A 23,416-nucleotide genomic window follows, 5' to 3' on the forward strand; every position below is an offset into this window, starting at 1 on the left:
TATCAACATATCTGGCGTTGATTTTTGGCACGCTGTTGAGTTCTCAAGGAACGGTCGCTTCCTTTGTACTCACCCTCTCGGGCTTTCCTCCGGGCTTCCCTTCGGTGTTTCACACTCTACCAGGGTTTTTCCGTCTCTCTGACCACCCCCCTGCGAGCACGCAGAAGGAGATCCAGAGATAGGATCTGACGAGTTTGGGTTCTGCCGAGCGAGGACGCTGTCGCGCCCCTCCGCCCCAAGCAGGAGTACGACTGTACACGGAGCCCTGAAGCCGGTGCAAATCCGCTGGCTTGGTGGTCTAGACCACTAGCTGGTAGCTTCTATCCGGAACCGCTACTTCACATGACATACCCTGCTGCTCAGTGTCGTCCGGTACAGACAGTGACGGCCCGTAAGCAGCTCCACTCCTTGGGAGGCTTCCCATGACCACCGTGACGTCCCCTCTCCCTGGACGTGTCATCGGACTGGCCGCAGTGCCGGATCCGGTCTTCTCCGGGGCCATGGTCGGCCCGGGCACCGCGATCGACCCCGTGCGTGAGCCCTCCGAGGCCGTGGCGCCCGTGGACGGCGTCATCGTTTCCCTGCACCCGCACGCCTTCGTCGTGGTGGACGGCAGCGGACACGGCGTGCTCACGCATCTCGGTATCGACACCGTCCAGCTCAATGGTGAGGGCTTCGAGCTCCTCGTCAACAAGGGCGACACCGTGACGCGCGGACAGACCATCGTGCGTTGGAACCCCGCCGCGGTGCAGGCCGCCGGCAAGTCCCCGGTGTGCCCCGTCATCGCGCTCGAAGCCACGGCCGAGTCCCTCTCCGACCTCCGTGACAGCGGTGACGTGAAGGCCGGCGACAGTCTTTTCGCCTGGAGCTGACGGCAGTGCCGTCTCGGGACGGCGGACAGGACAACCACCGCGGCGGCGGGACCCGCCGCACTATCGGAGACGGTGAGATGGAGACAACGCTGCGAGGCGTCGGCGTGAGCCATGGAGTGGCCATCGGCGAGGTTCGGCACATGGGTACGGCGGTGCTGGAGCCGCCGGCAAAGCAGATCCCCGCCGAGGACGCGGAGCGCGAGCAGGGGCGTGCCCGCCAGGCCGTGGACGCCGTGGCCGCCGACCTGATGGCGCGCGGCAATCTGGCGGGGGGCGAGGCCCAGGCGGTGCTCGAGGCGCAGGCCATGATGGCCCAGGACCCCGAGCTGATGGCTGACGTGGACCGGCGGATCGCCGTCGGCAGCACGGCCGAGCGTGCGGTGTACGACGCGTTCGCGGCCTACCGGGAGCTGCTGGCCGGCGCCGGTGAGTATCTCGCCGGTCGGGTGGCCGACCTGGATGACGTGCGCAATCGCATCGTCGCCCGGCTGCTGGGCGTTCCGATGCCGGGTGTCCCGGACAGCGACCAGCCTTATGTGCTCGTGGCGCGGGACCTGGCTCCTGCCGACACGGCGCTGCTCGACCCGTCTTTGGTGCTGGGTTTCGTGACCGAGGAGGGCGGTCCGACCAGTCACAGCGCGATCCTGGCGCGCGCGCTGGGCGTGCCGGCCGTCGTGGCGCTGCCGGGTGCCGGTGAGCTGGCCGAGGGCACTGTCGTCGCCGTGGACGGCAGCACCGGTGATGTCTTCGTGAACCCGAGCGAGGAGAAGAAGACGGTGCTTCGGGCCGCGGCTGCCGAGCGCAAGGCCGCGCTGGCCGCCTCGACCGGGCCGGGTGCGACCGCGGACGGGCACAAGGTGCCGCTGCTGGCCAACGTCGGCGGCCCGGCTGACGTGCCGGCGGCCGTGGAGGCCGGGGCCGAGGGTGTCGGTCTCTTCCGTACCGAGTTCCTCTTCCTGGACGACAGCAGGAACGCTCCTTCCGAGGAGAAGCAGGTGGAGGCCTACCGGCAGGTGCTGGCGGCGTTCCCCGAGGGTCGCGTGGTCGTACGCGTGCTGGACGCGGGTGCGGACAAGCCGCTGGAGTTCCTGACGCCGGCGGACGAGCCGAATCCCGCGCTCGGCGTCCGTGGCCTGCGCACGCTGCTCGATCACCCCGACATCCTGCGCACGCAGCTCACCGCGCTGGCGAAGGCCGCCGAGGGGCTGCCCGTCTACCTCGAGGTCATGGCGCCCATGGTGGCCGACCGTGCGGACGCGAAGGCGTTCGCGGACGCCTGTCGCGAGGCGGGGCTGCACGCCAAGTTCGGGGCCATGGTGGAGATCCCCTCCGCCGCGCTGCGGGCGCGTTCGATCCTGCAGGAGGTCGAGTTCCTGTCGCTGGGGACCAATGACCTCGCGCAGTACACGTTCGCGGCGGACCGGCAGGTGGGTGCCGTCTCGCGGTTGCAGGACCCGTGGCAGCCGGCGCTGCTCGACCTGGTCGCCCTGTCCGCGGAGGCGGCCAAGGCCGAGGGCAAGAGCTGCGGCGTCTGCGGTGAGGCCGCGTCGGACCCGCTGCTGGCCTGTGTGCTGACCGGTCTGGGTGTCACCTCCCTCTCCATGGGCGCGGCGTCCATTCCGTACGTCCGGGCGACGCTGGCGAAGTACACGCTGGCGCAGTGCGAGCGGGCCGCGGCGGCCGCGCGCGCGGCGGACGGCGCCGAGGAGGCGCGCGGCGCGGCCCAGGCGGTGCTGTCCGGCGAGTAGCCGTACCGGTGGTGTGCCGGGAGTTCAGGGGCGCCCCGCCTTCGGGTGGGGCGCCCCTGGCGCGCTCGGCTCGCCTTCGGCGTGCGTTCAGTGGCGGTGTCCCGGTGCCGTGTTCTCGTCTCCGAGCTCGGGCGGCGTGCCGTAGTCGACGCCCGACTCCGGGGAGATGAGGTCGCCGGATTCGACGTCGGTGCAGTAGGCGTCGAAGACTTCCGAGGCGGTGAGTGGTTCGAGTCCGCCGGCGCGCAGCCGCCAGCCGTAGACCTGGTCGGCCGCGCCGGTGGCGCTGGTGCGCATGACGAGTCCGCCGGGGCTGCGGGTGGCGAGGCCGAGCGCGAGGACGCTGGTGAATTCGAGGGCCTCCGCCTCGTCGAGTCGGGTGTCCCCCTGGGCGTCCTGGTCGCCGTGCAGGACGGATAGGAGCGTGTCCGGTGGTCCTGAGACGCTGCACACCAGGTGCCGGTCGCCGGGCGGCGCTGTGTCGAGGATGCGGGCCAGGAGCTCGGAAGCGCGGGTGAAGGCCGCCCTGCCGATGTCCTCGCCGCAGGTGGCGCAGGGGCCGAGTCGGGTCAGGAGGGTGGTGGCGTACTCCCAGGTGGCCTGGCGTACGGCTTCGTCGACGAGGGCGGGCAGCAGGGTGGCGAGGGGCCGGCCGTCGTAGGGAATGGTGGGACCGGTGGTCGCGAGTTCCGCGGTGAAGCGGGTGCGGCTGGTCGGGGCTTCCGGATCCAGGCCTGTTTTCGCGCAGTAGGCGGCGTAGTCCTCCGGGTCGAACAGGGCGAGCGTCGTGTGGGTGCCCTGGGCGGCGCGGGTCCGGAGGACGGCCTCTACCTGCCGCAGGTAGGTGTCGTGGTCGTCGAAGGTGAAGCTGCGGTAGCGCCGCATGGCGCGGAAGTCGTGCTCGTCGGTGAGCAGGCCGATGGTGCCGGCGATCTCGCGGCGCAGGACGCGTCGCATGGTCTGGTCGGTGTGCGCCATGTTTCCCCCTGATGCGCAGTCGATCAATGCTCACTCACCGTAACCGGCGGCACTGACAACGGGGGTGCCGCAGGAGGTCGTGAGTCGGGCGGTGCGGTCGACCGCGCAGGTCAGCACTGGGGGCAAGCGGCGGAAGTGGGTGGCGGTCCCGGTCTCACGGCTGGGCTCGGCGAGTTCCGGGGTGCGTGCGGTGGCGCCTTGGTCGGCTCAGGCGCGCTTGCGGGCGAGTTCCTCGTAGAACCCGAGCAGGGCGAGGTTGTCGATGGATCCGGGGTTGACGGCCGTTTCCAGCGGTGTGCCCTGCAGGAGGCGCTTGACGGGGACCTCGATGCGCTTGCCGGTGAGGGTGTGCGGGATGCCGGGCACCTCGATGATCTCGTCGGGCACGTGCCGGGGTGAGAGTTGTTCGCGGATGGCCTGTTTGATCCGGTTGAGCAGTGTCTCGTCCAGGGTGGCGCCCGGTGCGAGGTGCACGAACAGCGGCATCCAGTAACCGCCGTCGGGCTGTTCGATGCCGATGACGAGGGATTCCTTGATCTCGGGGAGTCGCTCGACGACTTCGTAGATGTCGGCCGAGCCCATGCGTACACCCTGCCGGTTGAGGGTGGAGTCGGAGCGGCCGTGGATGATCACTGAGCCGCGTGAGGTGACGGTGATCCAGTCGCCGTGGCGCCAGACGCCGGGGTAGGTGTCGAAGTAGCTGTCGTGGTAGCGGCTGCCGTCGGGGTCGTTCCAGAAGTGGATCGGCATGGACGGCATGGGGTTGGTGACCACCAGTTCCCCGACCTCGTCGATGAGGGGCTCGCCGCTCGGGTCCCACGACTGCAGATCGGTGCCGAGGCCGGGCGCCTGGAGTTCGCCGGTGTACACGGGGAGGGTCGGTACGGCTCCGGCGAAACAGGAGCAGACGTCGGTGCCGCCGCTGACGGAGGCGATCCACAGGTCGTCGCGGACCTCGTCGTGCAGCCAGGCGAAGCCGTCGGGCGGCAGGGGCGAGCCGGTGGTGGCGACGCACCGCACCTTGGACAGGTCGTGGTCGCGTGCGGGGTGGACGCCGGCCTTGCGGCAGGCCATGACGTAGGCGGCCGAGGTGCCGTAGAGCGTGGCTCCGGTGCGTTCGGCGACCCGCCACTGGGCGCCGGTGTCCGGGTAGCCGGGGCTGCCGTCGTACAGGACGATCGTCGTTCCGGTGAGCAGGCCGGAGACGAGGAAGTTCCACATCATCCAGCCGGTGGAGGTGTACCAGAAGAAACGGTCCTCGGGGCCGAGGTCGCAGTGCAGTCCGAGTTGCTTGAGGTGTTCGACGAGGATGCCGCCCTGGGACTGGACGATGGCCTTGGGCAGACCGGTGGTGCCGGAGGAGTACAGCACCCACAGAGGGTGGTCGAACGGGACCGGTTCGAAGACGGGTTCGCTGTCCCCTGCCGTGAGCGCCGACCACTCCAGGGCGCCCTCCGGGGCCTCGGTGCCGAGGAGCGGGATGTGGACGACGGCGCGCAGGGTGGGCAGCTCGCGGCGCAGCTCGGTGACGATCTCGCGGCGGTCGTGCTCCTTGCCGCCGTATCGGTAGCCGTCGACGGTGAAGAGGACGACGGGCTCGACCTGCTGGAATCGGTCGAGGACGCTGCGGGCGCCGAAGTCGGGGGCGCAGGAGGTCCAGACGGCGCCCACGGCGGCCGTGGCGAGGAGGGCCACGACGGCCTGCGGGATGTTGGGGAGGTAGCCGCTGACGCGATCGCCGGGGCGTACGCCGAGGGCCCTGAGCTCGGCGGTCAGGGAGCCGACCTGGCGGCGCAGCTCGGACCAGGTCACCGGGCATGGTTGGTGCGTCTCGTCCACATACAGGAGGGCGGGTTCGTCCGCGCGGTCGTCCGCGGCGCGCAGGGCGTGTTCGGCGTAGTTCAGGGTGGCCCCGGGGAACCACTGGGCGCCTGGCATCGAGCGCTCGCCCAGCACGCGCGCGTAGGGGGCGGAGAATCGTACGTCGAACCACTGCGTGACGGCTGTCCAGAAGGTGTCCAGCTGCTCGACGGACCACCGGTGAAGAGCCGGGTAGCCGCCCTCGGCCGGCGCGCCGTGGTGTTCGGCGGCCCATGCCTGGAACTGGGTGATACGCGCCTGGGCGATCCGCTCGGGATCGGGCTGCCAGAGCGGCTGGGGGTTCGCGGTCAACATGGGGCGGCTCCCGGACTGTGCGCGTCGTGTGCGTCGGTCCGCGCACGGGCTGGGGTGTGCGCGTGACGCGGCTGACAGGGACGATGCCATGTGATCGACTTCTACACCAGGGTGCGCCCCACATAGTCCGTGTCGTGAAGATGTGGTCCCTTCACGGATGAACGGCAGTTGAACGACACGCGGGCGTGGGGCGCTCAATGGCAGGGTGAGCAGCATGGACGGTCGTGACCTGGTGCGTTCGGTGAGTGTGGTCGGTTCGGGGCGGGCGGCTCGGGGGTTGCGTACCGTACGGGCCGCGTGGCGCAGGAGGCGTATCGACGCCGCCGCGCTGCCACAGCGGGGAGCCGAGCGGGCGCGGGTCCCGGGGCAGGTGCAGGGTGTGGAGCCGGGGCCGGGGGGCGGGTTGATCCGTTTCAGCCGGTCCGAGCTGCGGATCACCGTCGCGGTGAACGGAGCGGTCTTCTGGGGGTGGGACGGGGCCGGTCCGCTGCCGTCGTACGCGCTCGCGGGAAGCAGTCCGGAGCCTGATCCGCGAGCCGTGCTGGAGCCGGACAAGGACGGTGGCTGGCGGGTGGTCGCCGAGCGGGTGACGGTCGTCGTGTCACGGCACGGCGCGGTGCAGGTCTGCACGCCCGGCGGGGTGACGTTGCGGCGGGAACTGCCGCCGCGGTGGTGGGAGCCGGTCGGCGGGGGCGCGGCACGGTGGATGCAACGGTCGGAGGTGACGGCGGACGCCCGGTTCTTCGGCCTGGGAGGGCGGGCGTCGGGGCCCCGGCTGCGGGGCGGCACGTATCGGTTGTGGAACACCGATCCGGGCCGCGCGTCCGGGCCCGGTGACGATCCGCTGTACCTGACCATGCCGGTGCAGCTGGTGGTGGCCGATGCCGGCACCCATCTGGTGTTCCACGACACCACGTGGGACGGCACGGTGGTGCTGCGGGAGGGCGAGGAGGGCGCCGGGTCCGGGCACGACCGGGCAGGGTGCTGCGAGGTGCGGATGGATGGTGGTCCGCTGCGGTGCTGGGTGATGGTGGGCCCTCCCGCGCGCGTGCTGCATACGTGGGCCTCGCTGACAGGGGCGCCCGCGGCGCCGCCAGCGTGGGCGCTCGGCCACCATCACGCGCGGGGGTTCGGCGGCGAGCAGGAGGTGCGCCGGGTCGTCGCGGGCTACCAGGAGCACGGTCTGCCGCTGGACGCCGTCCACTTGGACATCGACCACTACGACGACCACCAGGTGTTCACCGTCGACCGCGAGCGTTTCGCCAAGCTGGCGGTGCTCGCCGACGAACTGCGCCGGGACGGGATCCGGCTGGTGTCGGTCGTCGATCCGGGTGTGCGGGCCGCGGCGGGCAACGCCGTGTACGACAGCGGTTCGGCCATGGACGCCTTCGTGCGGGACGCGTCGGGGCGCACGGTGCGGGGAGTGACGTGGGCCGGCGAGTCGGTCTTCCCGGATTTCACGCACGCGCGCGTGCGCAAGTGGTGGGGCGGGCTCTACGAGGAGCGGCTGGATCAGGGCTTCGCGGGGTTCTGGCATGACATGAACGAGCCGACCTCGTTCAACGCCTTCGGTGAGCGGACGTTGCCGCGTTCGGCCCGGCATGCGCTGGAGGGACGCGGCGGCGACCACCGTGAAGCGCACAACGTGTATGCCCTGTGCATGGCGCAGGCGGGTTACGAAGGGCTGCGCGAACTGTCGCCGCAGGAGCGGCCCTTCCTGTTCTCGCGCTCCGGCTGGGCGGGAACACAGCGGTACGGGGGCACGTGGTCGGGGGACCTGGCGGCGGGTTGGCCCGGGTTGCGGGCGTCCCTGTCGCTGGTGCTGGGGCTCGGGCTGTGCGGGGTGCCGTACTCGGGTCCGGACGTGGGCGGTTCCGACGGCAGCCCGTCGCCGGAGCTGTACCTGAGGTGGTTCCAGCTCGGCGCCTACCTGCCGCTTTTCCGTACGCAAGCGAGTTCGCGGGCGGGGCGCGCGGAGCCCTGGGAGTTCGGTGCCGAGGTTCTGGAGCACGCGCGCGTGGCGCTGCTCGAGCGTCGGCGGCTGCTGCCGTACTTCGTGACGCTGGCACAGCTGGCCCGGCGGACGGGTGCGCCCTATGTGCGACCGCTGTGGTGGGGAGCGCCGGAGGACCGGGCGCTGCGCGACTGCGAGGACACGTTTCTGCTCGGTGACAGCCTGCTGGTGGCTCCGGTCCTGGACCCCGGCGCCGACCGGCGTGCGGTGCAGCTGCCGCGGGGCCGCTGGTACGACACGGTGACGGAGGAGGCGTACGAGGGACCGGCTCAGGTTCTGGTCGACGCGCCGCTGTCACGGATACCCGTGTTCGCGCGCGCGGGAGCTGTCGTGCCCGTACGGGGCGCCGACGGCGGGCTGGAGCTGGAGGTGTGGGCACCCGCGCTTGGCCGGACGGGAGGCGGTCTGGTGGTGTTGGACGCGGGCGACGGGTGGGACGATCCGGAGATGGAACGCTACGTCGCCCGCCGCCAGGGCCCACGGGTGGTGGTGACCCGGGAGCGGGAGGACGGCACGGGTGAGCCGCCCTGCCCGGTGCGCGTACGGGGGCTGGGCTGAGCCGCGCCTCGTGGGGTCTACGCCGCGCCACGTACGGGAAGTTCCCCTGAGCCACGGCTCAGATGTACCGGCCCTCGAACCAGGCCCGTACGGCCACGGTGTGCAGCGGGAAGGCGAGTTCCTCGGGCCTGCGCAGCAAGTGCCAGCCCTCGGTCTCGGCCGTGGGGTCGGACGGCGGGAGTCCGTCGGCCGGGCGTTCCGGGAGGAGTCCGAACAGCAGCAGATGCCCGTCGGGCGAGCTCATGGCGTCCACGAGCCGCACGTCGCGGGCGGCCGCGTCGATACCGGTCTCCTCCTTGAGTTCCCGTACGACGGCCTGCTTCCAGTCCTCCCGGTCGTCGATGTAACCACCGGGCAGGGCCGTGCCTCCGCGCGCGGGGGCGATGGTTCGGGTGATGACGACCAGGGCCGTGCCCTTGGTGTCGTACACGGGCTGGAGCGCGATCGCGACCGGCAGCGGATTGCGGTAGGCGATCGTCCCGCAGTTCGGGCAGGTGCGCGGCCAGCCGGAAACGCCTTCTCCATAGGGCGCTCCGCAGCTCGAACAGTACGAGTCCGGCGCGGAGTTGGCAGTTCGGTGCTGAATTTCGGACACGCGCGGACTGTATCCGATCAGGAGAAGGACGTCTTCCGGCAGTGACGCGCAAGGAACGACGGGGATCAGAAGGGACGGCCGGAATCACCCCCGTCGATCCCGGCCGCCTCTCCTGTACCAGGACGCCGGAAGAGGACGCACGGTTCACAGCGACGGCCTGTCCTTCGGCGGTGACTCATGGCAAAGTTCTGACGCTGCGTCAGGTTACGCACAGGGAGGAACTTTGCCGCATACACGCACACCGGGGGTCGTCGGCTGGTTCACCGGCGAGGGGGACGGCTTCCGGCTGCTGGGCACCCGCTGCTCGTCCTGCGCCTCGGTCTTCTTTCCGCGCGAGGACGCTCATTGCCGCAACCCGTACTGCGTGGGTGGCGCCCTGGAGGAGGTGCCGCTGTCCCGAACGGGGCGAATCTGGTCGTACACCGACAGCCGGTACCGCCCCCCGTCACCCTATGTGAGCGACCCGGAACTTTCCTGGCAGCCGTACGCGTTGATCGCGGTGGAGCTGGAGTCGGAGCGGATCGTGGTGCTGGGACAGGCGGCTCCCGGGATCACCGTCGCCGATCTGACGGTGGGCATGGAGGTGGAGGTCGTCCCCGGGGTGCTCCACGAGGACACGGAGACGACCTGGACGATCTGGCACTGGCGGCCGACGGGGGTGACGGCATGACGGTGGACGTGGCGGTGCTCGGCGCGGGAATGCACCCGTGGGGCAAGTGGGGCCGCGGCTTCGTCGAGTACGGCACGGCAGCGGCCCGCGCGGCGCTCGCGGACGCCGGTCTGGAATGGCGGGACGTCCAGTCGATCGTGGGCGCGGACACAGTGCGCGGCGGGTATCCCGGATATGTGGCGGGAGCTACGTTCGCCAAGGCCCTGGGCTGGCAGGGAGCCAGGGTCGCCAGTGTGTACGCGGCCTGCGCGTCAGGGGCACAGGCGATCGCCACGGCGCGGGCGCAGATCCTCGCGGGGCTCGCGGACGTCGTGCTCGTGGTCGGGGCGGACGCCGCGCCCAAGGGGTTCTTCCGGCCGGCGGGCGGAGACCGTCCCGACGATCCGGACTGGTTGCGCTTCCGCCTGCTGGGCGCGACGAATCCGGCGTACTTCGGGCTGTACGCCCGGCGACGGATGACGGTGCACGGGGACACACCGGAGGACTTCGCCCTGGTGAAGGTGAAGAACGCGGCGCTGGGGGCGCTGAACCCGTACGCCCGCTACCGCAAGCGGATCACCGTGGAGGAGGTCGCCGCCTCCGCGGTGGTCGCCGATCCGCTGCGGCTGCTCGACATCTGCGCCACCTCCGACGGCGGCGCGGCCCTGGTGCTGTCCAGCATGGAGTTCGCACACCGCCATGGGGTGCCCCGGCCGGTACGGATCCGGGCGGTGTCGACGGTGACCCCTCGTTTCCCGAACACGGTACTGGACCTGCCCGACATCGCCACGGACTCCGCGATCGCGGTGGAGCCCCCGGCCGAGCCCTTCCGGGCGTCCATCGCCAGGACTGCCTATGAGGAGGCGGGTATCGGCCCCGAGGACCTGGACCTGGCCGAGGTGTACGACCTGTCCACCGCGCTGGAGTTGCAGTGGTACGAGGATCTGGCGCTGTGCGGCGAGGGCGAGGGCGCGAAACTGCTGCGCGAGGGCGCGACGGCCCCGGGCGGCCGCATACCCGTCAACACCAGCGGCGGGCTGGCCTCGTTCGGTGAGGCGGTGCCGGCCCAGGCCATCGCCCAGGTCTGCGAGCTGACCTGGCAGCTGAGGGGCACGGCCGGTGACCGGCAGGTCGCCGGGGCGCGTGTGGGCATCACCGCCAACCAGGGGCTGTTCGGGCATGGATCGGCGGTGGTCGCGATGAGCTGACCGGAATCCCGGAGCGCGTCGTGCGGCGGAGGGCATGGTGGGTACCTTCACGCTCTGTGATCACCTCGAAATCCTGCGTGAACGTCTCATGAACTGGGCCTGGGCGCATGCGGGCGGCGCCATCATGCTGCCGTGCACTCCTGGACGGATACTCTCCGCTTCGCCTTCCAGCCAGTGGTCAACCTGAGGACGGGCGCGGTCGCCGCACTGGAGATACTCGCCCGCCCGGAGGCCGGTGACATCCTGGCCGAGGCCCGCCGTGACCCCGAACTGGACGGCACGCTGACGGTCCTGGCCCTCCGTGCGGCGACACGCAAAGAGACGCTGCTGCCGCTCCACCTGAACGTCTTCGCGGCCACACTTGCCGATCTCGGCGGTCTGACGCCCCTGCACAACGCCGTACGCGCGGTGGGACGTATGCCCTGGGAGGTGACGCTCGACATCGTCCCGCCCTACACGCACGTGCCGCAGCGGGCCTTGCTGGACGCGGTTGCCGCGCTCCGCGAACAGGGGTTCCGGATCTGCGCGGACGGCATCGGGGACGGCGACGTACCGCTCAGGCTGCTCACCGACCTCGCGCCCGACCTGGTGAAGCTCGACGCCTCGCTGCTGGCCCGGCCGGCCGCGGTGCGGGCGATGCGCACGCTGTGCGAGGAACTGGGTGCCCTGGCCGCGGTGGAGGGCGTGGAGACCGAACTGCAGTGCGCGGCGGCGGTGTCGGCAGGCGCGCAACTGGCCCAGGGCCAGCTGTTCGCGCCTCCGGCCCGGATCCCGGCGGCGGACGTGTACGTTCCGCCCCGCTCACCGGCTTCCCTGGTCATGCCCCGGTCAGGGCCTTCGGTACGGGAGTTCGTGCGCCCGGCCGCCGTCCTGCCGGTGACGGCTTCGGCGGGGCAGGTACGGGCTCTGCTGACCGGGTCGCCGGACGTCTCCGGTGTGCTGCTGGTGGACCAGACCGGGAGGCCCGTCCGCTCGGTGCACCGCTCGCGGTTCCTGCTGTCGATGTCGGGCCGCTACGGGCATGCCCTGTACGCCGACCGGCCGGCTTTCAAGCTCGGGGACGCACCCCGGACGGTCGGCGCCGACGCCACCGCCTGGGAGGTACTGGACGTCGTCGCGGTCGGCGGCCGGGACCGGACGTCCGACGATGTGGCGGTGGTGGACGGGCGCGGCCGGTGCGTGGGTGTCGTACGGCTCGCGGACCTCGTGCGGGCGTTGGCCGAGAGCCGGGTCGAGGAGGCGGCCGGGCTCAATCCGCTGACCCGGCTGCCCGGTTCGGACGCGATCACGGGTGAGGTGGACCGGTGGATCGCGGACGGGCGGGCGTTCGCGCTCAGCTGGCTGGACATCGACCACTTCAAGCAGGTCAACGACGGTGCCGGTTTCGCGGCGGGTGACGAGCTGATCCGGTCGGTGGGTCGAGCGCTGCAGCAGGCGGTCGGGGCGGGGTACGCGCGCGTGGGGCACATCGGTGGGGACGACTTCCTGGTGCTCGCCGCGGAGGAGGCGCTCGATCCGCTGGTCGCCGCCGTGCTCGACGCCCCCTGGTCGGCGGGCGGCCGGCCGGTCACGCTCTCCCTCGCGACTGTCGTGTGCGCCCCGGGCGGCGTCAGCGATCACCGCCAGGCCGCCGCCCACCTCGCTCCGCTGAAGAAGGCGGCCAAGGCGCTGAACGGCGCGAGCTGGGTGCTCGGCCGTGCCGGGCTGTCCGGCCACGAGGTCCGGCGCGGCGGCTCGGGGGCGGCACCGGCCCAGGCCGGGTACGCGGCCGCCGAACCACGGTGGTGAACCGCCTTCCCCTGTACGTCGGTTGAGGTGTCCCTGCGGTGCGGGCCCAGGGGGTGAGCCGCTGTCACCGTCGCCGTCGGCAACCTTGACGCCCCCGGGGCGCCGGTGAACACTTCCCGGTGTCAGCCGACATCGCCGTACATTCTCGGCGTTATCAGGCGCTGCGCCACGGGTCTGTCCTGTTCCACGGCCCGCTTCGGCTGAAGTCGCCAAGGGAACCGTTCCTGCACGGAGGGCCGGGGCTGATCGCCCCCACCGGCGCCAAGGGAGCCGCCATGAGCAACGGAGACATTTTCGTCGGCGAGATCATCGGTACAGCGATCCTGATCCTGTTCGGCGCCGGAGTCTGCGCCGCCGTCACCCTCAGGTACTCCAAGGCGCGGGCCTCGGGCTGGGTCGTGATCGCGTTCGGCTGGGGCTTCGGCGTGCTCGCCGGCGCGTACACCGCCGCTCCCCTCTCCGGCGGCCAGCTCAATCCCGCGGTCACCATCGGCATCGCGGTGGACACCGGCAAGTGGGGCAAGGTGTGGGTGTATCTGCTGGGCCAGATCGTCGGCGCGATGCTGGGTGCCGTCCTCGCCTACCTGGTGTACCTCGCGCAGTTCCAGGCCAACGTGTGCAAAGAGGGCACCACCGAGGGCACGGCCGACGAGCCGGTGCCGACCCTCGGTATCTTCTCGACCATCCCCGAGATCCGGAACCCGGTCGCCAACCTCGTCACCGAGATCATCGCGACGATCGCGCTGGTGCTGCCCGTGCTCGCCTTCGGGCTGACGAAGGGGCTCGGCGAGTCCGGCACCACGGTGCTGATCGTCTCGCTGCTCGTCGTCGGTATCGGGCTCTCCCTCGGCGGTCCCACCGGCTACGCCATCAACCCGGCCCGCGACCTCGGCCCGCGCGTCGTGCACACCTTCCTGCCGATCCCCAACAAGGGCACTTCCGACTGGGGTTACGCCTGGATACCGGTCGTCGGCCCGCTCATCGGCGGAACGCTCGCCGGCCTCATCTACAACGTGGCCTTCTGACCCCGCAGACGGTCCGCCCGGCCCCGAGCGGGCCTTCACCCGGCCCTCTGCCCAGCGTCCCGACCCAGCGACCGATGGGACAGCCATGACGGACACCGCCGAGAAGTACGTCGCCGCCATCGACCAGGGCACCACATCCAGCCGCTGCATCGTCTTCGACCACAGTGGCGCCATCGTCGCCGTCGACCAGCGTGAGCACCGCCAGATCTTCCCCAGGCCCGGCTGGGTGGAGCACGACGCCACCGAGATCTGGTCCAAGGTGCAGGCCGTGGTGGCCGGGGCGCTCGCGAAGGCCGGGTTGCGCGCCGACCAGCTGAGCGCTCTCGGCATCACCAACCAGCGGGAGACCACGGTCCTGTGGGACCGCTCGACCGGCAAGCCCGTGCACAACGCCATCGTCTGGCAGGACACCCGCACCGCCGCCCTGTGCCACGAACTGGGCGGCACGGACGGCCAGGACCGCTTCCGCGAGCAGACCGGGCTGCCGCTGGCCAGCTACTTCTCCGGACCCAAGGCGGCCTGGCTGCTGGACCACGTGCCCGGCCTGCGGCAGCGGGCCGAGCGCGGCGAGATCGCCTTCGGGACCATCGACTCCTGGCTGATCTGGAACCTCACCGGCGGCACCGACGGCGGCCGGCACGTCACCGACGTCACCAACGCCGGCCGCACCATGCTGATGAACCTGGACACCCTCCAGTGGGACCCCTCCGTCCTGTCCGCCATGAACGTCCCCGAAGCGGTGCTGCCCGAGATCAGGTCCTCCGCCGAGGTGTACGGCACCGCGGCCGGGCAGCTCGCCGGAGTGCCCGTGGCATCCGCGCTCGGCGACCAGCAGGCCGCCGTGTTCGGGCAGGCCTGCTATGACGTCGGTACCGCCAAGAACACCTACGGCACCGGCAGTTTCCTGCTGCTGAACACCGGCAGCCGGCCGGTGCCGTCCAAGAGCGGGCTGCTGACGACGATGGGCTACAAGATCGGCGGGGAGGCGCCGGTGTACTGCCTGGAGGGCTCCATAGCGATAACGGGCGCCCTGGTCCAGTGGTTCCGCGACCAGCTGGGTATCATCCGCGGCGCCGACGAGATCGAGACACTCGCGGCGAGCGTCGAGGACAACGGCGGCGCCTACATCGTGCCCGCGTTCTCGGGCCTGTTCGCGCCCTACTGGCGCTCCGACGCGCGCGGGGTCGTCACCGGGCTGACCCGGTATGTGACGAAGGCGCACCTCGCGCGCGCGGTGCTGGAGGCGACGAGCTGGCAGACCCGGGAGGTCGTGGACGCCATGTACCAGGACTCCGGGGTACGGATCACCACCCTCAAGGTCGACGGTGGCATGACCAAGAACAACCTGCTCATGCAGCACCAGGCGGACGTGCTGGGCGTGCCGGTGATCCGGCCCCGGGTGTCCGAGACCACCTGTCTCGGTGCCGCCTACGCGGCAGGGCTGGCGACGGGTGTGTGGAACGACCTGGACGAGCTGAAGTCGCACTGGCGGAAGGACGCGGAGTGGGCGCCCGCCATGGAGGCGTCGGTACGCGACCGGGAGTACCGCAACTGGCGCAGGGCCGTGGAGAAGAGCCTCGGCTGGCTGGAGGAGGGCGAGTAGGACTGCCGCACGCAAGGGCACCGGGCATGCGCCGTACGCGCGCGTGAGTGCTCCTCGCCGGGCCTCGGCCCGTACCCCGCTCGGCGGGGGTACGGGCCGAACCCGTGGTTCAGGTGCTGACGGTCTGGCGGCTGTCGGCCGCGTAGTCCATCGCGTGCTGGACGACGCCGATGAGCGCCTCCTTGACCGACTCCCGGTCGCGCGCGTCGCACAGCAGGACGGGCACGTCGTCGTCCAGGTCCAGGGCCTGGCGGACGGTGTCGGCCGGATAACGGGCGGCTCCTTCGAAGCAGTTGACGCCCACGACGAAGGGTATGGACCGCCGCTCGAAGTAGTCGACGGCCGCGAAGCAGTCCTCCAGGCGGCGCGTGTCGGCCAGGACGACAGCGCCTAGCGCGCCCTCGGACAGCTCGTCCCACATGAACCAGAACCGTTCCTGCCCGGGCGTGCCGAAGAGGTACAGCACCAGATCCTCGCGCAGGGTGATGCGGCCGAAGTCCATGGCCACGGTGGTGGTGTGCTTGCCCTCCACCCCGCTGGTGTCGTCGACCGGGCGCCCCGCCTCGGTGAGCAGTTCCTCGGTGCGCAGTGGCCTGATCTCGCTGACCGCGGCGACGAGGGTCGTCTTGCCCACGCCGAAGCCGCCGGCCACGAGGATCTTGAGCGTGACGGGCTCGACCGGGGGCTTGCCGCGCTCAGAACGCCCGAAGATCATCGGTCTCTTCTCCTGCTCGATGGTTGTCCGGGGACGGCCGGCCGTAGCCGCCGCCACCGGGGGTTTCGATGACGAGTACGTCGTCGGGGCGGACCTCCGCGGATCCGCTTCCGCCGAGGTCGCTGACCGTGCCGTCGGCCCGCTCCACGCGGTTGGCACCGAGCGCTCCGGGCTCGCCGCCCGCCATGCCGTACGGGGCCACGCGGCGGTGCTGGGAGAGCGTGGAGACGGTCATGGGTTCGAGGAACCGGATGCGGCGCACGGCCCCGTCGCCGCCGTGCCACCGTCCGGCGCCGCCGCTCCCCCGCCGGACGGCGAACTCATCGAGCCTGACCGGCAACCGCCACTCCAGGACTTCGGGATCGGTGAGCCGGGAGTTGGTCATGTGGGTCTGTACGACGTCGGCGCCGGGGAAGCCGTCGCCCGCTCCGGATCCGGAGGCGACGGTCTCGTAGTACTGGTGGCGTTTGTTGCCGAAGGAGACGTTGTTCATGGTCCCGGAGCCCTCGGCCTGAACGCCGAGCGCGGCGTACAGGGCGCCGGTGATGGCCTGAGAGGTCTCCACGTTGCCCGCGACGACGGCGGCGGGCGGCTCGGGCGCGAGCATGGAGCCGGGCGGCACGACGATGTCCAGGGGTCGCAGGCAGCCGTCGTTGAGCGGGATGTCGTCGGCGACCAGGGTCCGGAAGACGTACAGGACGGCCGCGTTGACGACCGCGAGGGGGGCGTTGAAGTTGGTGGCCAGCTGTGCGGAGGTGCCGGTGAAATCGATGGCCGCCCGGCGCTCGGTGCGGTCGACGCGCACGCGGACGCGGATGACGGCGCCCGAGTCGGTCCGGTAGGCGTACTCCCCGTCGTCCAGCCTGTCGATGACGCGGCGGACGGCCTCCTCGGCATTGTCCTGGACGTGCCGCATATAGGCCTGGACGACGTCGAGGCCGAACTCGTCGATCATGCGCCGTACTTCGTCGACGCCCTTCTGGTTGGCGGCGATCTGCGCGCGCAGGTCGGCGAGGTTGGTCCGCACGTTGCGGGAGGGGTGGGGCGCCCCGGTGAGCAGGCGACGGGTCTCCTCCTCGCGGAAGCGGCCGTTCTCGGCGAGGAGCCAGTTGTCGAAGAGGACGCCCTCCTCCTCGATGGTGCGGCTGCGGGCCGGCATGGAGCCCGGCGCGATGCCGCCGATCTCGGCGTGGTGGCCACGTGAGGCGACGTAGAAGAGGATCGTCGGCTCACTCCCCGTGTCCGTCGCCCGGTCGGTGTCGAAGACGGGGGTGATGACGGTGACGTCGGGCAGATGCGTGCCGCCGTGGTACGGGTCGTTGACGGCGTAGGTGTCGCCCGGCCGCATGGCGGTGCCGCGGCGGCGGATGACCTCTTTGACGCTGGTGCCCATGGAGCCCAGGTGGACGGGGATGTGGGGCGCGTTGGCCACCAGGTTTCCGTCCGGATCGAACAGGGCGCAGGAGAAGTCCAGGCGTTCCTTGATGTTGACGGACTGGGCCGTGGACTCCAGCCGGGCGCCCATCTGTTCGGCGATCGACATGAAGAGGTTGTTGAAGACCTCGAGCAGGACCGGGTCGACTTCTGTGCCGATTTCGGAACTCTGCGTAATCGCCGTGCGTTCCATGACCAGATGCCCGTCGTCGGTCGCCGCGGCCCGCCAGCCGTCGTCGACGACGGTCGTCGCACTGGCCTCCGTGATGATCGCGGGACCGGTGACGGTCTCGCCGGGAGGGAGGGCCTCGCGGCGGTGGAGGGATACGTCGCGCCAGGCGCCGCCGGTGTGGAGGCGGACGGTCTCGGGCGCGGCGGGCCGGCCCTCGTACGGGGCGAGGGCGGAGAGGTCGGGGGGTGCGGTGATGCCGGTGGCTTCGACGGAGAGGGCTTCGACGACGACCGGGCGATCGAGGGTGAAGGAGTAGGTGGCGCGATGACGTTCTTCGAAGGCGCGCTTCATGGCGTCGGGCTCGGCCAGCTCGACGGTGAGGGTGGTGTCGGTGCCGTCGTAGCGCAGCTGGGCGCGGCGGGTGATCTGGATGCCGTCAGCCGGGACGTCCTCGTCGAGGAGTTCGGTGCGGGCGGCGGCCTCGAGGTCGGCGGCGGTCTTGCGGATGCCGGGCATGGCCGCCGCCTCCAGGGGTGCCTCGACGGACTGCTCGCGCATGGCGGTGGTGTCGGCGAGACCGATGCCGAGCGCGGAGAGGACGCCGGCCATGGGGGGCACGAGGACGGTGCGGATGCCGAGCGAGTCGGCGACCCGGCACGCGTGCTGGCCGCCGGCTCCGCCGAAGGTGGTCAGGGCGTAGCGGGTGACATCGTGGCCCTTCTGGACCGAGATCCGCTTCACGGCGTTGGCGATGTCGGCGACGGCGATCTGCAGGTAGCCCTCGGCCACCTGCTCCGGGGTGCGGTCGTCGCCGGTCCGTTCGTGGATCTCGCGCGCGAGAGCGGTGAACCGGTCGCTGACCAGGGCGGGGTCCAGGGGCTGGTCGCCACCGGGCCCGAACAGGGCCGGGAAGTGGTCGGGCTGGATACGGCCGAGCATCACGTTGGCGTCGGTGACGGTGAGCGGGCCGCCGGCGCGGTAGCAGGCGGGGCCCGGATCGGCGCCGGCGGAGTCGGGGCCGACCCGGTAGCGGGAGCCGTCGAAGTGCAGGACGGAGCCGCCGCCGGCGGCGACGGTGTGGATGTCCAGCATGGGGGCGCGCAGCCGGACGCCCGCGATCTGCGTGGTGAAGACGCGCTCGTACTCGCCGGCGAAGTGGGAGACGTCGGTGGAGGTTCCGCCCATGTCGAAGCCGATGACGCGGTCGAAGCCGGCGCGCTGCGACATGCGTGCCATGCCGACGATGCCGCCGGCCGGGCCGGAGAGGACTGCGTCCTTGCCGCGGAACTGTCCGGCTTCCGTGAGCCCGCCGTTGGACTGCATGAACATCAGCCGTACGCCGTCGAGCTCGTCGGCGATGTGCCGCACGTAGCGGCGCAGCACGGGCGAGAGGTAGGCGTCGACTACGGCGGTGTCCCCGCGCGGGACGAGCTTCATCAGCGGGCTGACCTCGCTGGACAGCGAGATCTGCGGGAAACCGGTGCGGGCGGCAAGGTCACCGATCGCCTGTTCGTGGGCGGGGTACAGGTGGCTGTGCAGGCAGACGACGGCGACCGCGCGGATTCCGTCGTCGTACGCCTGCCGGAGCGGACCCGCGAGGGCGTCCAGGTCGGGGGCGCGCAGGACGGTGCCGTCGGCGGCGACGCGCTCGTCCACCTCGACAACCCGTTCGTGGAGCAGTTCGGGCAGTTCGATGCGGCGGGCGAAGATGTGGGGGCGGTTCTGGTAGGCGATGCGCAGGGCGTCGCGGAAGCCGCGGGTGATGACGAGGAGGGTGCGTTCGCCGTTGCGTTCCAGCAGGGCGTTGGTGGCGACCGTGGTGCCCATGCGGACCGCCTCGACAGGCTCCTGGGAGCCGCCGAGGAGTTCGCGTACGCCGGCGACGGCCGCGTCGGCGATGGTGGTCCCCCCACTCGAGCGCAGCCCGGAGTGTGGGAGGGCGGGGTTGTCGGACAGCAGTTTGTGCGTGAGCAGCCGGCCGTCCGGGCGACGCGCGACGATGTCGGTGAAGGTGCCGCCTCGGTCGACCCAGAACTGCCAGCCTGTCACGTCAGTACTCCGCTTCCGCGCCGGTCACAGCGCCCGGAGGCCGTTGATCACGTCGCGCAGAATACTCTCGTCCGGCAGTTCCGCCGGGGGTACCGGACGCGTGACATGGACGAGTTCCGCGTGCACGAGATCGCCGATGAGCACGCGGACCACGCCGATGGCCAGGTCGAGTTCCGCGGCGAGTTCGGCGACCGACTGCGGCGTGTCCCGGCAGAGTCCGACGATCTCCATGTGCTCGGGGGCCAGCGTCGGGTCCGCTTCCGAGTCACCCGCGTCGGGCTCCGTGACGACCACCGCGATGAGGTCGAGGCGGTGCTGGGCCGCACTCGTGGTGCGCCCGCGCGTCATGGCGTAGGGACGGACGACCGGTCCGGCCTCGTCGTCGAACCAGTGGTTTCTTCCCTGACCGTCTCCGCTCATGTCATCCCACTACCCGCCTGCGGGCAGATCGGTACGCGGGGCGGCGCGCAGATGCACGCCGACCCGCTTGACCAGCAGCGTCATCTCGTAGGCGACCTGCCCGACGTCGGAGTCGGCGTCGGAGAGGACGGCGAGGCAGCTGCCGTCACCAGCGGCGGTGACGAACAGGAAGGCGTCGTCGAGTTCGACCACCGTCTGCCGCACGCTGCCCGCCTCGAAGTGGCGGCCCACTCCCTTGGCGAGGCTGTGGAAGCCGGAGGCGACGGCGGCCAGATGCTCGCTGTCCTCCCTGGTCAGGTCCTTGGACACCCCGGTGGGCAGCCCGTCGCCGGACAGGACGAGGGCCTTGCGGATGCTGGCGACCCGGTCGACGAGGTCGTCCAGGAGCCAGTTCAGCTCCCCCTTGTTCACCGTCGTGTGGTCGGTCGCCTTCGGTGCGGTCATCGACCGTCCCCCTTAGTCGTTCGTTGTGCCGTGCCGTTCCGGGTCCCGTCGCCCGCGGCGTTCTCCTCACGGCCGCGCTGCCAGCCGTGCTGGAGGGAGGCCATCCGGCTGCGGACCTCGTCGGCATCGCGGTCGGCGGGCTGGGCCTCGCGCTGGGCGCGCCGTTCGGTGTCCTGCTTGAGCTGGGGGGCCAGGCTGGCCTGGCGGACGCGCCGGGGCAGCAGCCCGGTGCCCGGTTCCGCGGCCGTCTCGCCGGTGGGCGGGGCGGTGTGGTCACCGCTCCGGGCTGCATCGCCGCCGGATGGCGGCGGGCCGCCCGGGCCGCCGGAGGAGAGCGCCTTGGGCCGGGTTCGTCTGGGCAGCGCAGGGGGCTCGGACGTCTCGCCGACCCCTCCGGCCGCAGTGGTTCCGGGCTCGCCCAGGCGGTCGGTGACTTCGGCCGGGCGCCGGGGGGCCGCACCGCGGCGCCGGGCGGGCAGCGGGGCCAGTCCGCCCGTGTCGGTGCGGCGCGGGCCGCCGGAGGGCTGCTGGTCCGGTTCCGCGCGGCGGGAGCGCTGGTCGGTGACGGGCTTGCCGTGCGAGCTGACCAGCTTGGGCGTCTGCCGCCGCGGCAGCGGCACGGGACCTCGGTCGCCGGGCTCCTCACGCGAGGGGAGGGCGGCCGTCTGGTCCTCGGTGCCGTCGAGGGAGCGGCGGGGGCGGAACAGTCCACCGCGCTCGCTGTCCTCGTCCGCCAGGACACCGGGGAAGTCGAGGGCGTCCAGATCGACGGGCGACTCCAGCTCGACGGGGCCGTCCAGCAGGGAGGTCGGCAGACCCGGCAACTGCACCGTTGCCTGGGGCCGCCCGGCGGCGCGGCTCGCCGCCTGCCCCAGCTCCCTCGCCGTGCGCTCCCGGTCGAGGCGGAAGCCGATGCCGTTGGTGTCCGGGACGTCGTCGGTGAGCAGCGTGTCGGGGACGAAGACGACGGCGGTGGTGCCGCCGTAGGGCGACGGCTGGAGGGAGACGCGGACATTCTGCCGCTGGGCCAGGCGGCTGACCACGAACAGGCCGAGCCGGTCGGTGTCGGACAGCTCGAACTCGGGGGTCTCGGCGAGGCGCAGGTTGGCGTCCAGGAGCGCCTCGGCCGTCATACCGAGTCCTCGGTCGTGGATCTCCAGCGTGAAACCGTTGGCGACCCGCTCGCCGAGGACCTGGACGGCGGTGTGCGGCGGCGAGAAGACCGTGGCGTTCTCCAGGAGTTCGGCCACGAGGTGGGTGAGGTCGGCGACGGCCGGGCCGGTGACGGCGATGCGCGGCAGACGCCGTACCTCGATGCGTTCGTAGTCCTCGACCTCGGCGACGGCGGCGCGGACGACGTCCATCAGCTGCACGGGCCGGCGCCACTGCCGGGACGGCGCGGCGCCGGAGAGGATCACCAGGCCCTCGGCGTGGCGGCGCATGCGCGTGGTGAGGTGGTCCAGGCGGAACAGGTCGGCGAGTTCGTCGGTGTCCTCGGTCCGGCGTTCCATGGTGTCGAGCAGTGTGAGCTGCTTGTGCAGCAGCACCTGGCTGCGGCGGGCGAGGTTGACGAAGACCTCTGAGACCCCGGCCCGTAGTTCCGCCTGCTTGACCGCGGCCTCGACGGCGGCGCGCTGGAGGGTGTTGAGGGCCTGGCCCACTTCGCCGATCTCGTTCTTGTCGTACTCGAGCCGTGGCACCTCCGTCTCGACGTCGATCTCTTCCCCGGCCGACAGACGGCGCATCACACTGGGCAGCCTGACACCGGAGGCCTCGTGCGCCTCCAGGCGCAGCTGCCTCAGGTCGCGGATGAGGACACGGCCCACCCGGACGGAGAGGACGAGGGAGACCAGGAGGGCGATCAGGCCGAGCAGGCCGGCGACGGCGGCCTGCACGATGACGCCCACGGCCACGGGCCGCATACGGTCCTGGAAGCGGTCGTCCACCTGGTCGTCGAGGGTGCCGAGTTGGTCGAGGACGCCGGCCGCGGCGGAGTCCCAGCTCTTGGCGGTGACCCCGTGGGGCGTGCCGGAGTCCGTGCCGAGGACCGACTGTTCGGCCACGCGCAGCGGGGCGGTGGTGGCGCTCTTCCAAAAGCGTTCGTAGCGTTCGCGTTCCGCGGCGGGCAGCAGCGGCAGGCTGATGTCGTACAGCAGCGTGCGCTGGGCGGCGAGGCCCGAGATGTCCCGGGTCTCGCCGCGGGTGAGCCGGCCGACGACGAGGGAGGAGCCGAGGAGGGCGTCCTCGCGGGAGAGCAGTTCGCGGGCGCGGGTGATGTTGACCAGGGCGCGGGCCTGCTTGTCCATCTCGACGTCGTCGATGCCGTCGATGGCGGCGAGCAGCGTGTAGCAGGGGTCGACGAGGTGGTTGTAGAGGCCGAAGGCCCGGGCCCGGGTCACCGTGCCGTCCTCGACGCTGCGGCGAAGGGGGCCGAGACCGTCGAAGGCGTCCAGGACGGCGGTGAGGCGCTCGTTGTCGTCCGAGTCCATGCCGTCGTCGTGATCCTTGGCGTTCTTCCGGATCTCGGCGATCGCCCGGTCGGTGGCGTTGCGGGTGCGGTGCAGCGCGGAGAGGGCGTCGGCGGCCCGCGGATCGGCGAGGTAGACGAGGGTCTGGCGACGCTCCTGCTGCAGGACGCGGACGGTGTCCTCGGTGGGATAACCGATGTCCTGCACGACATCGGACACCTGGAAGAGCCGGGCGACCTCACGCCCCGTCAGTACCGTGGCGAAGCCCCAGATGGCGGTCAGGGACACCAGCGGCACGAGAAGCAGCGCCACGATCTTCCGGCGGATCGACTTCCCGCGAAAGCGCATGGCCTCCCCCAGCTCGACCCCCGCCGGTCGGGGGTACACATGTGCGTCAACAAACGGCGCGAGCCTACTACCGCCTCGCAGTTAACTCGAAGACATGTCCGGAGGGCGAACTTCCGTAAGAGCGTCGGGACATGGTGAGTTGTCCGGCCATTA

The 23,416-nt window shown here is 71.3% G+C and carries 17 protein-coding genes; 9 read left to right on the forward strand and 8 right to left on the reverse strand.

Going from position 1 to position 23,416, the window contains the following annotated elements; genetic code table 11:
* The 3 genes from AC07C1_RS20595 to ptsP form a co-directional block, all read left to right on the forward strand.
* Positions 1-182 (forward strand): hypothetical protein (locus AC07C1_RS20595; protein ID WP_478940890.1); only part of this gene is annotated, 182 nt, incomplete at its 5' end.
* Between the two features lie 240 nt (positions 183-422).
* Positions 423-872: a PTS sugar transporter subunit IIA gene (locus AC07C1_RS20600; protein WP_478940892.1), complete on the forward strand. Its 450-nt coding sequence runs from the start codon at positions 423-425 to the stop codon at positions 870-872.
* 77 nt (positions 873-949) lie between these two features.
* Positions 950-2,620: a phosphoenolpyruvate--protein phosphotransferase gene (gene ptsP / locus AC07C1_RS20605; protein WP_478940894.1), complete on the forward strand. Its 1,671-nt coding sequence runs from the start codon at positions 950-952 to the stop codon at positions 2,618-2,620.
* Positions 2,621-2,707: 87 nt separating this feature from the next.
* Here ptsP and AC07C1_RS20610 read toward each other — a convergent pair whose 3' ends face one another.
* Entirely contained in the window at positions 2,708-3,598 is an 891-nt protein-coding gene (locus AC07C1_RS20610; protein ID WP_478940896.1) for a hypothetical protein, read from the reverse strand.
* 207 nt (positions 3,599-3,805) lie between these two features.
* Positions 3,806-5,773: an acetoacetate--CoA ligase gene (locus AC07C1_RS20615; RefSeq protein ID WP_478940898.1), complete on the reverse strand. Its 1,968-nt coding sequence runs from the start codon at positions 5,771-5,773 to the stop codon at positions 3,806-3,808.
* Positions 5,774-5,987: 214 nt separating this feature from the next.
* Between AC07C1_RS20615 and AC07C1_RS20620 the strand changes: the two genes are divergently transcribed.
* Positions 5,988-8,345, forward strand: a complete 2,358-nt coding sequence (locus AC07C1_RS20620) for a glycoside hydrolase family 31 protein (RefSeq protein ID WP_478940900.1) — start codon at positions 5,988-5,990, stop codon at positions 8,343-8,345.
* A gap of 58 nt (positions 8,346-8,403) precedes the next feature.
* Here the strand turns inward: AC07C1_RS20620 and AC07C1_RS20625 are convergent, their stop codons facing one another.
* On the reverse strand, positions 8,404-8,940 hold the full coding sequence (locus AC07C1_RS20625; protein WP_478940902.1) for an NUDIX domain-containing protein: 537 nt from the start codon (positions 8,938-8,940) through the stop codon (positions 8,404-8,406).
* A gap of 223 nt (positions 8,941-9,163) precedes the next feature.
* Between AC07C1_RS20625 and AC07C1_RS20630 the strand changes: the two genes are divergently transcribed.
* The 5 genes from AC07C1_RS20630 (at position 9,164) to glpK (ending at position 15,213) form a co-directional block, all read left to right on the forward strand.
* Positions 9,164-9,610, forward strand: coding sequence for a Zn-ribbon domain-containing OB-fold protein (locus AC07C1_RS20630; protein ID WP_478940904.1), 447 nt, complete (start codon positions 9,164-9,166; stop codon positions 9,608-9,610).
* Positions 9,607-10,797 (forward strand): lipid-transfer protein, encoded by a 1,191-nt coding sequence (locus tag AC07C1_RS20635; RefSeq protein ID WP_478940905.1) that lies wholly within the window; start codon positions 9,607-9,609, stop codon positions 10,795-10,797. The genes AC07C1_RS20630 and AC07C1_RS20635 overlap by 4 nt, the downstream gene beginning before the upstream one ends.
* Positions 10,798-10,929: 132 nt before the next feature.
* On the forward strand, positions 10,930-12,585 hold the full coding sequence (locus AC07C1_RS20640) for an EAL domain-containing protein (protein ID WP_478940907.1): 1,656 nt from the start codon (positions 10,930-10,932) through the stop codon (positions 12,583-12,585).
* A gap of 275 nt (positions 12,586-12,860) precedes the next feature.
* Entirely contained in the window at positions 12,861-13,610 is a 750-nt protein-coding gene (locus tag AC07C1_RS20645) for an MIP/aquaporin family protein (RefSeq protein ID WP_478940909.1), read from the forward strand.
* Between the two features lie 85 nt (positions 13,611-13,695).
* Positions 13,696-15,213 carry a glycerol kinase GlpK gene (gene glpK / locus AC07C1_RS20650; protein ID WP_478940910.1) on the forward strand — a complete coding sequence of 506 codons (1,518 nt, stop codon included), beginning with the start codon at positions 13,696-13,698 and terminating at the stop codon, positions 15,211-15,213.
* Between the two features lie 109 nt (positions 15,214-15,322).
* On the opposite strand, the gene AC07C1_RS20655 is transcribed toward glpK, so the two are convergent.
* The 5 genes from AC07C1_RS20655 to AC07C1_RS20675 are packed head-to-tail and all read right to left on the reverse strand — an operon-like array spanning position 15,323 to position 23,263.
* Positions 15,323-15,928 carry a GTP-binding protein gene (locus AC07C1_RS20655; RefSeq protein ID WP_478940912.1) on the reverse strand — a complete coding sequence of 202 codons (606 nt, stop codon included), beginning with the start codon at positions 15,926-15,928 and terminating at the stop codon, positions 15,323-15,325.
* The gene (locus AC07C1_RS20660; RefSeq protein WP_478940914.1) at positions 15,909-19,583 is read right to left on the reverse strand and encodes a hydantoinase B/oxoprolinase family protein; all 3,675 of its coding nucleotides are present in this window, start codon (positions 19,581-19,583) and stop codon (positions 15,909-15,911) included. The genes AC07C1_RS20655 and AC07C1_RS20660 overlap by 20 nt, the downstream gene beginning before the upstream one ends.
* 24 nt (positions 19,584-19,607) lie before the next feature.
* Positions 19,608-20,003, reverse strand: coding sequence for a DUF742 domain-containing protein (locus AC07C1_RS20665; protein ID WP_478940916.1), 396 nt, complete (start codon positions 20,001-20,003; stop codon positions 19,608-19,610).
* A 9-nt stretch (positions 20,004-20,012) separates the two neighbouring features.
* Positions 20,013-20,447 carry a roadblock/LC7 domain-containing protein gene (locus AC07C1_RS20670; RefSeq protein ID WP_478940918.1) on the reverse strand — a complete coding sequence of 145 codons (435 nt, stop codon included), beginning with the start codon at positions 20,445-20,447 and terminating at the stop codon, positions 20,013-20,015.
* Positions 20,444-23,263 carry a sensor histidine kinase gene (locus AC07C1_RS20675; protein ID WP_478940920.1) on the reverse strand — a complete coding sequence of 940 codons (2,820 nt, stop codon included), beginning with the start codon at positions 23,261-23,263 and terminating at the stop codon, positions 20,444-20,446. Before AC07C1_RS20675 ends, AC07C1_RS20670 begins: the two co-directional genes overlap by 4 nt.
* Positions 23,264-23,416 lie beyond the last annotated feature (153 nt).

The sequence above is a fragment of the Streptomyces sp. NPDC045022 genome (assembly GCF_056432605.1).

Excerpts from the sequence above, each read along its gene's own strand:
- AC07C1_RS20610 (WP_478940896.1), bottom strand. The coding sequence starts at position 3,598 with ATGGCGCACACCGACCAGACCATGCGACGCGTCCTGCGCCGCGAGATC.
- AC07C1_RS20675 (WP_478940920.1), bottom strand. The coding sequence starts at position 23,263 with ATGCGCTTTCGCGGGAAGTCGATCCGCCGGAAGATCGTGGCGCTGCTT.
- AC07C1_RS20600 (WP_478940892.1), top strand. The coding sequence starts at position 423 with ATGACCACCGTGACGTCCCCTCTCCCTGGACGTGTCATCGGACTGGCC.
- AC07C1_RS20615 (WP_478940898.1), bottom strand. The coding sequence starts at position 5,773 with ATGTTGACCGCGAACCCCCAGCCGCTCTGGCAGCCCGATCCCGAGCGG.
- AC07C1_RS20645 (WP_478940909.1), top strand. The coding sequence starts at position 12,861 with ATGAGCAACGGAGACATTTTCGTCGGCGAGATCATCGGTACAGCGATC.
- AC07C1_RS20670 (WP_478940918.1), bottom strand. The coding sequence starts at position 20,447 with ATGACCGCACCGAAGGCGACCGACCACACGACGGTGAACAAGGGGGAG.
- ptsP (WP_478940894.1), top strand. The coding sequence starts at position 950 with ATGGAGACAACGCTGCGAGGCGTCGGCGTGAGCCATGGAGTGGCCATC.
- AC07C1_RS20635 (WP_478940905.1), top strand. The coding sequence starts at position 9,607 with ATGACGGTGGACGTGGCGGTGCTCGGCGCGGGAATGCACCCGTGGGGC.
- AC07C1_RS20655 (WP_478940912.1), bottom strand. The coding sequence starts at position 15,928 with ATGATCTTCGGGCGTTCTGAGCGCGGCAAGCCCCCGGTCGAGCCCGTC.
- AC07C1_RS20665 (WP_478940916.1), bottom strand. The coding sequence starts at position 20,003 with ATGAGCGGAGACGGTCAGGGAAGAAACCACTGGTTCGACGACGAGGCC.
- glpK (WP_478940910.1), top strand. The coding sequence starts at position 13,696 with ATGACGGACACCGCCGAGAAGTACGTCGCCGCCATCGACCAGGGCACC.
- AC07C1_RS20620 (WP_478940900.1), top strand. The coding sequence starts at position 5,988 with ATGGACGGTCGTGACCTGGTGCGTTCGGTGAGTGTGGTCGGTTCGGGG.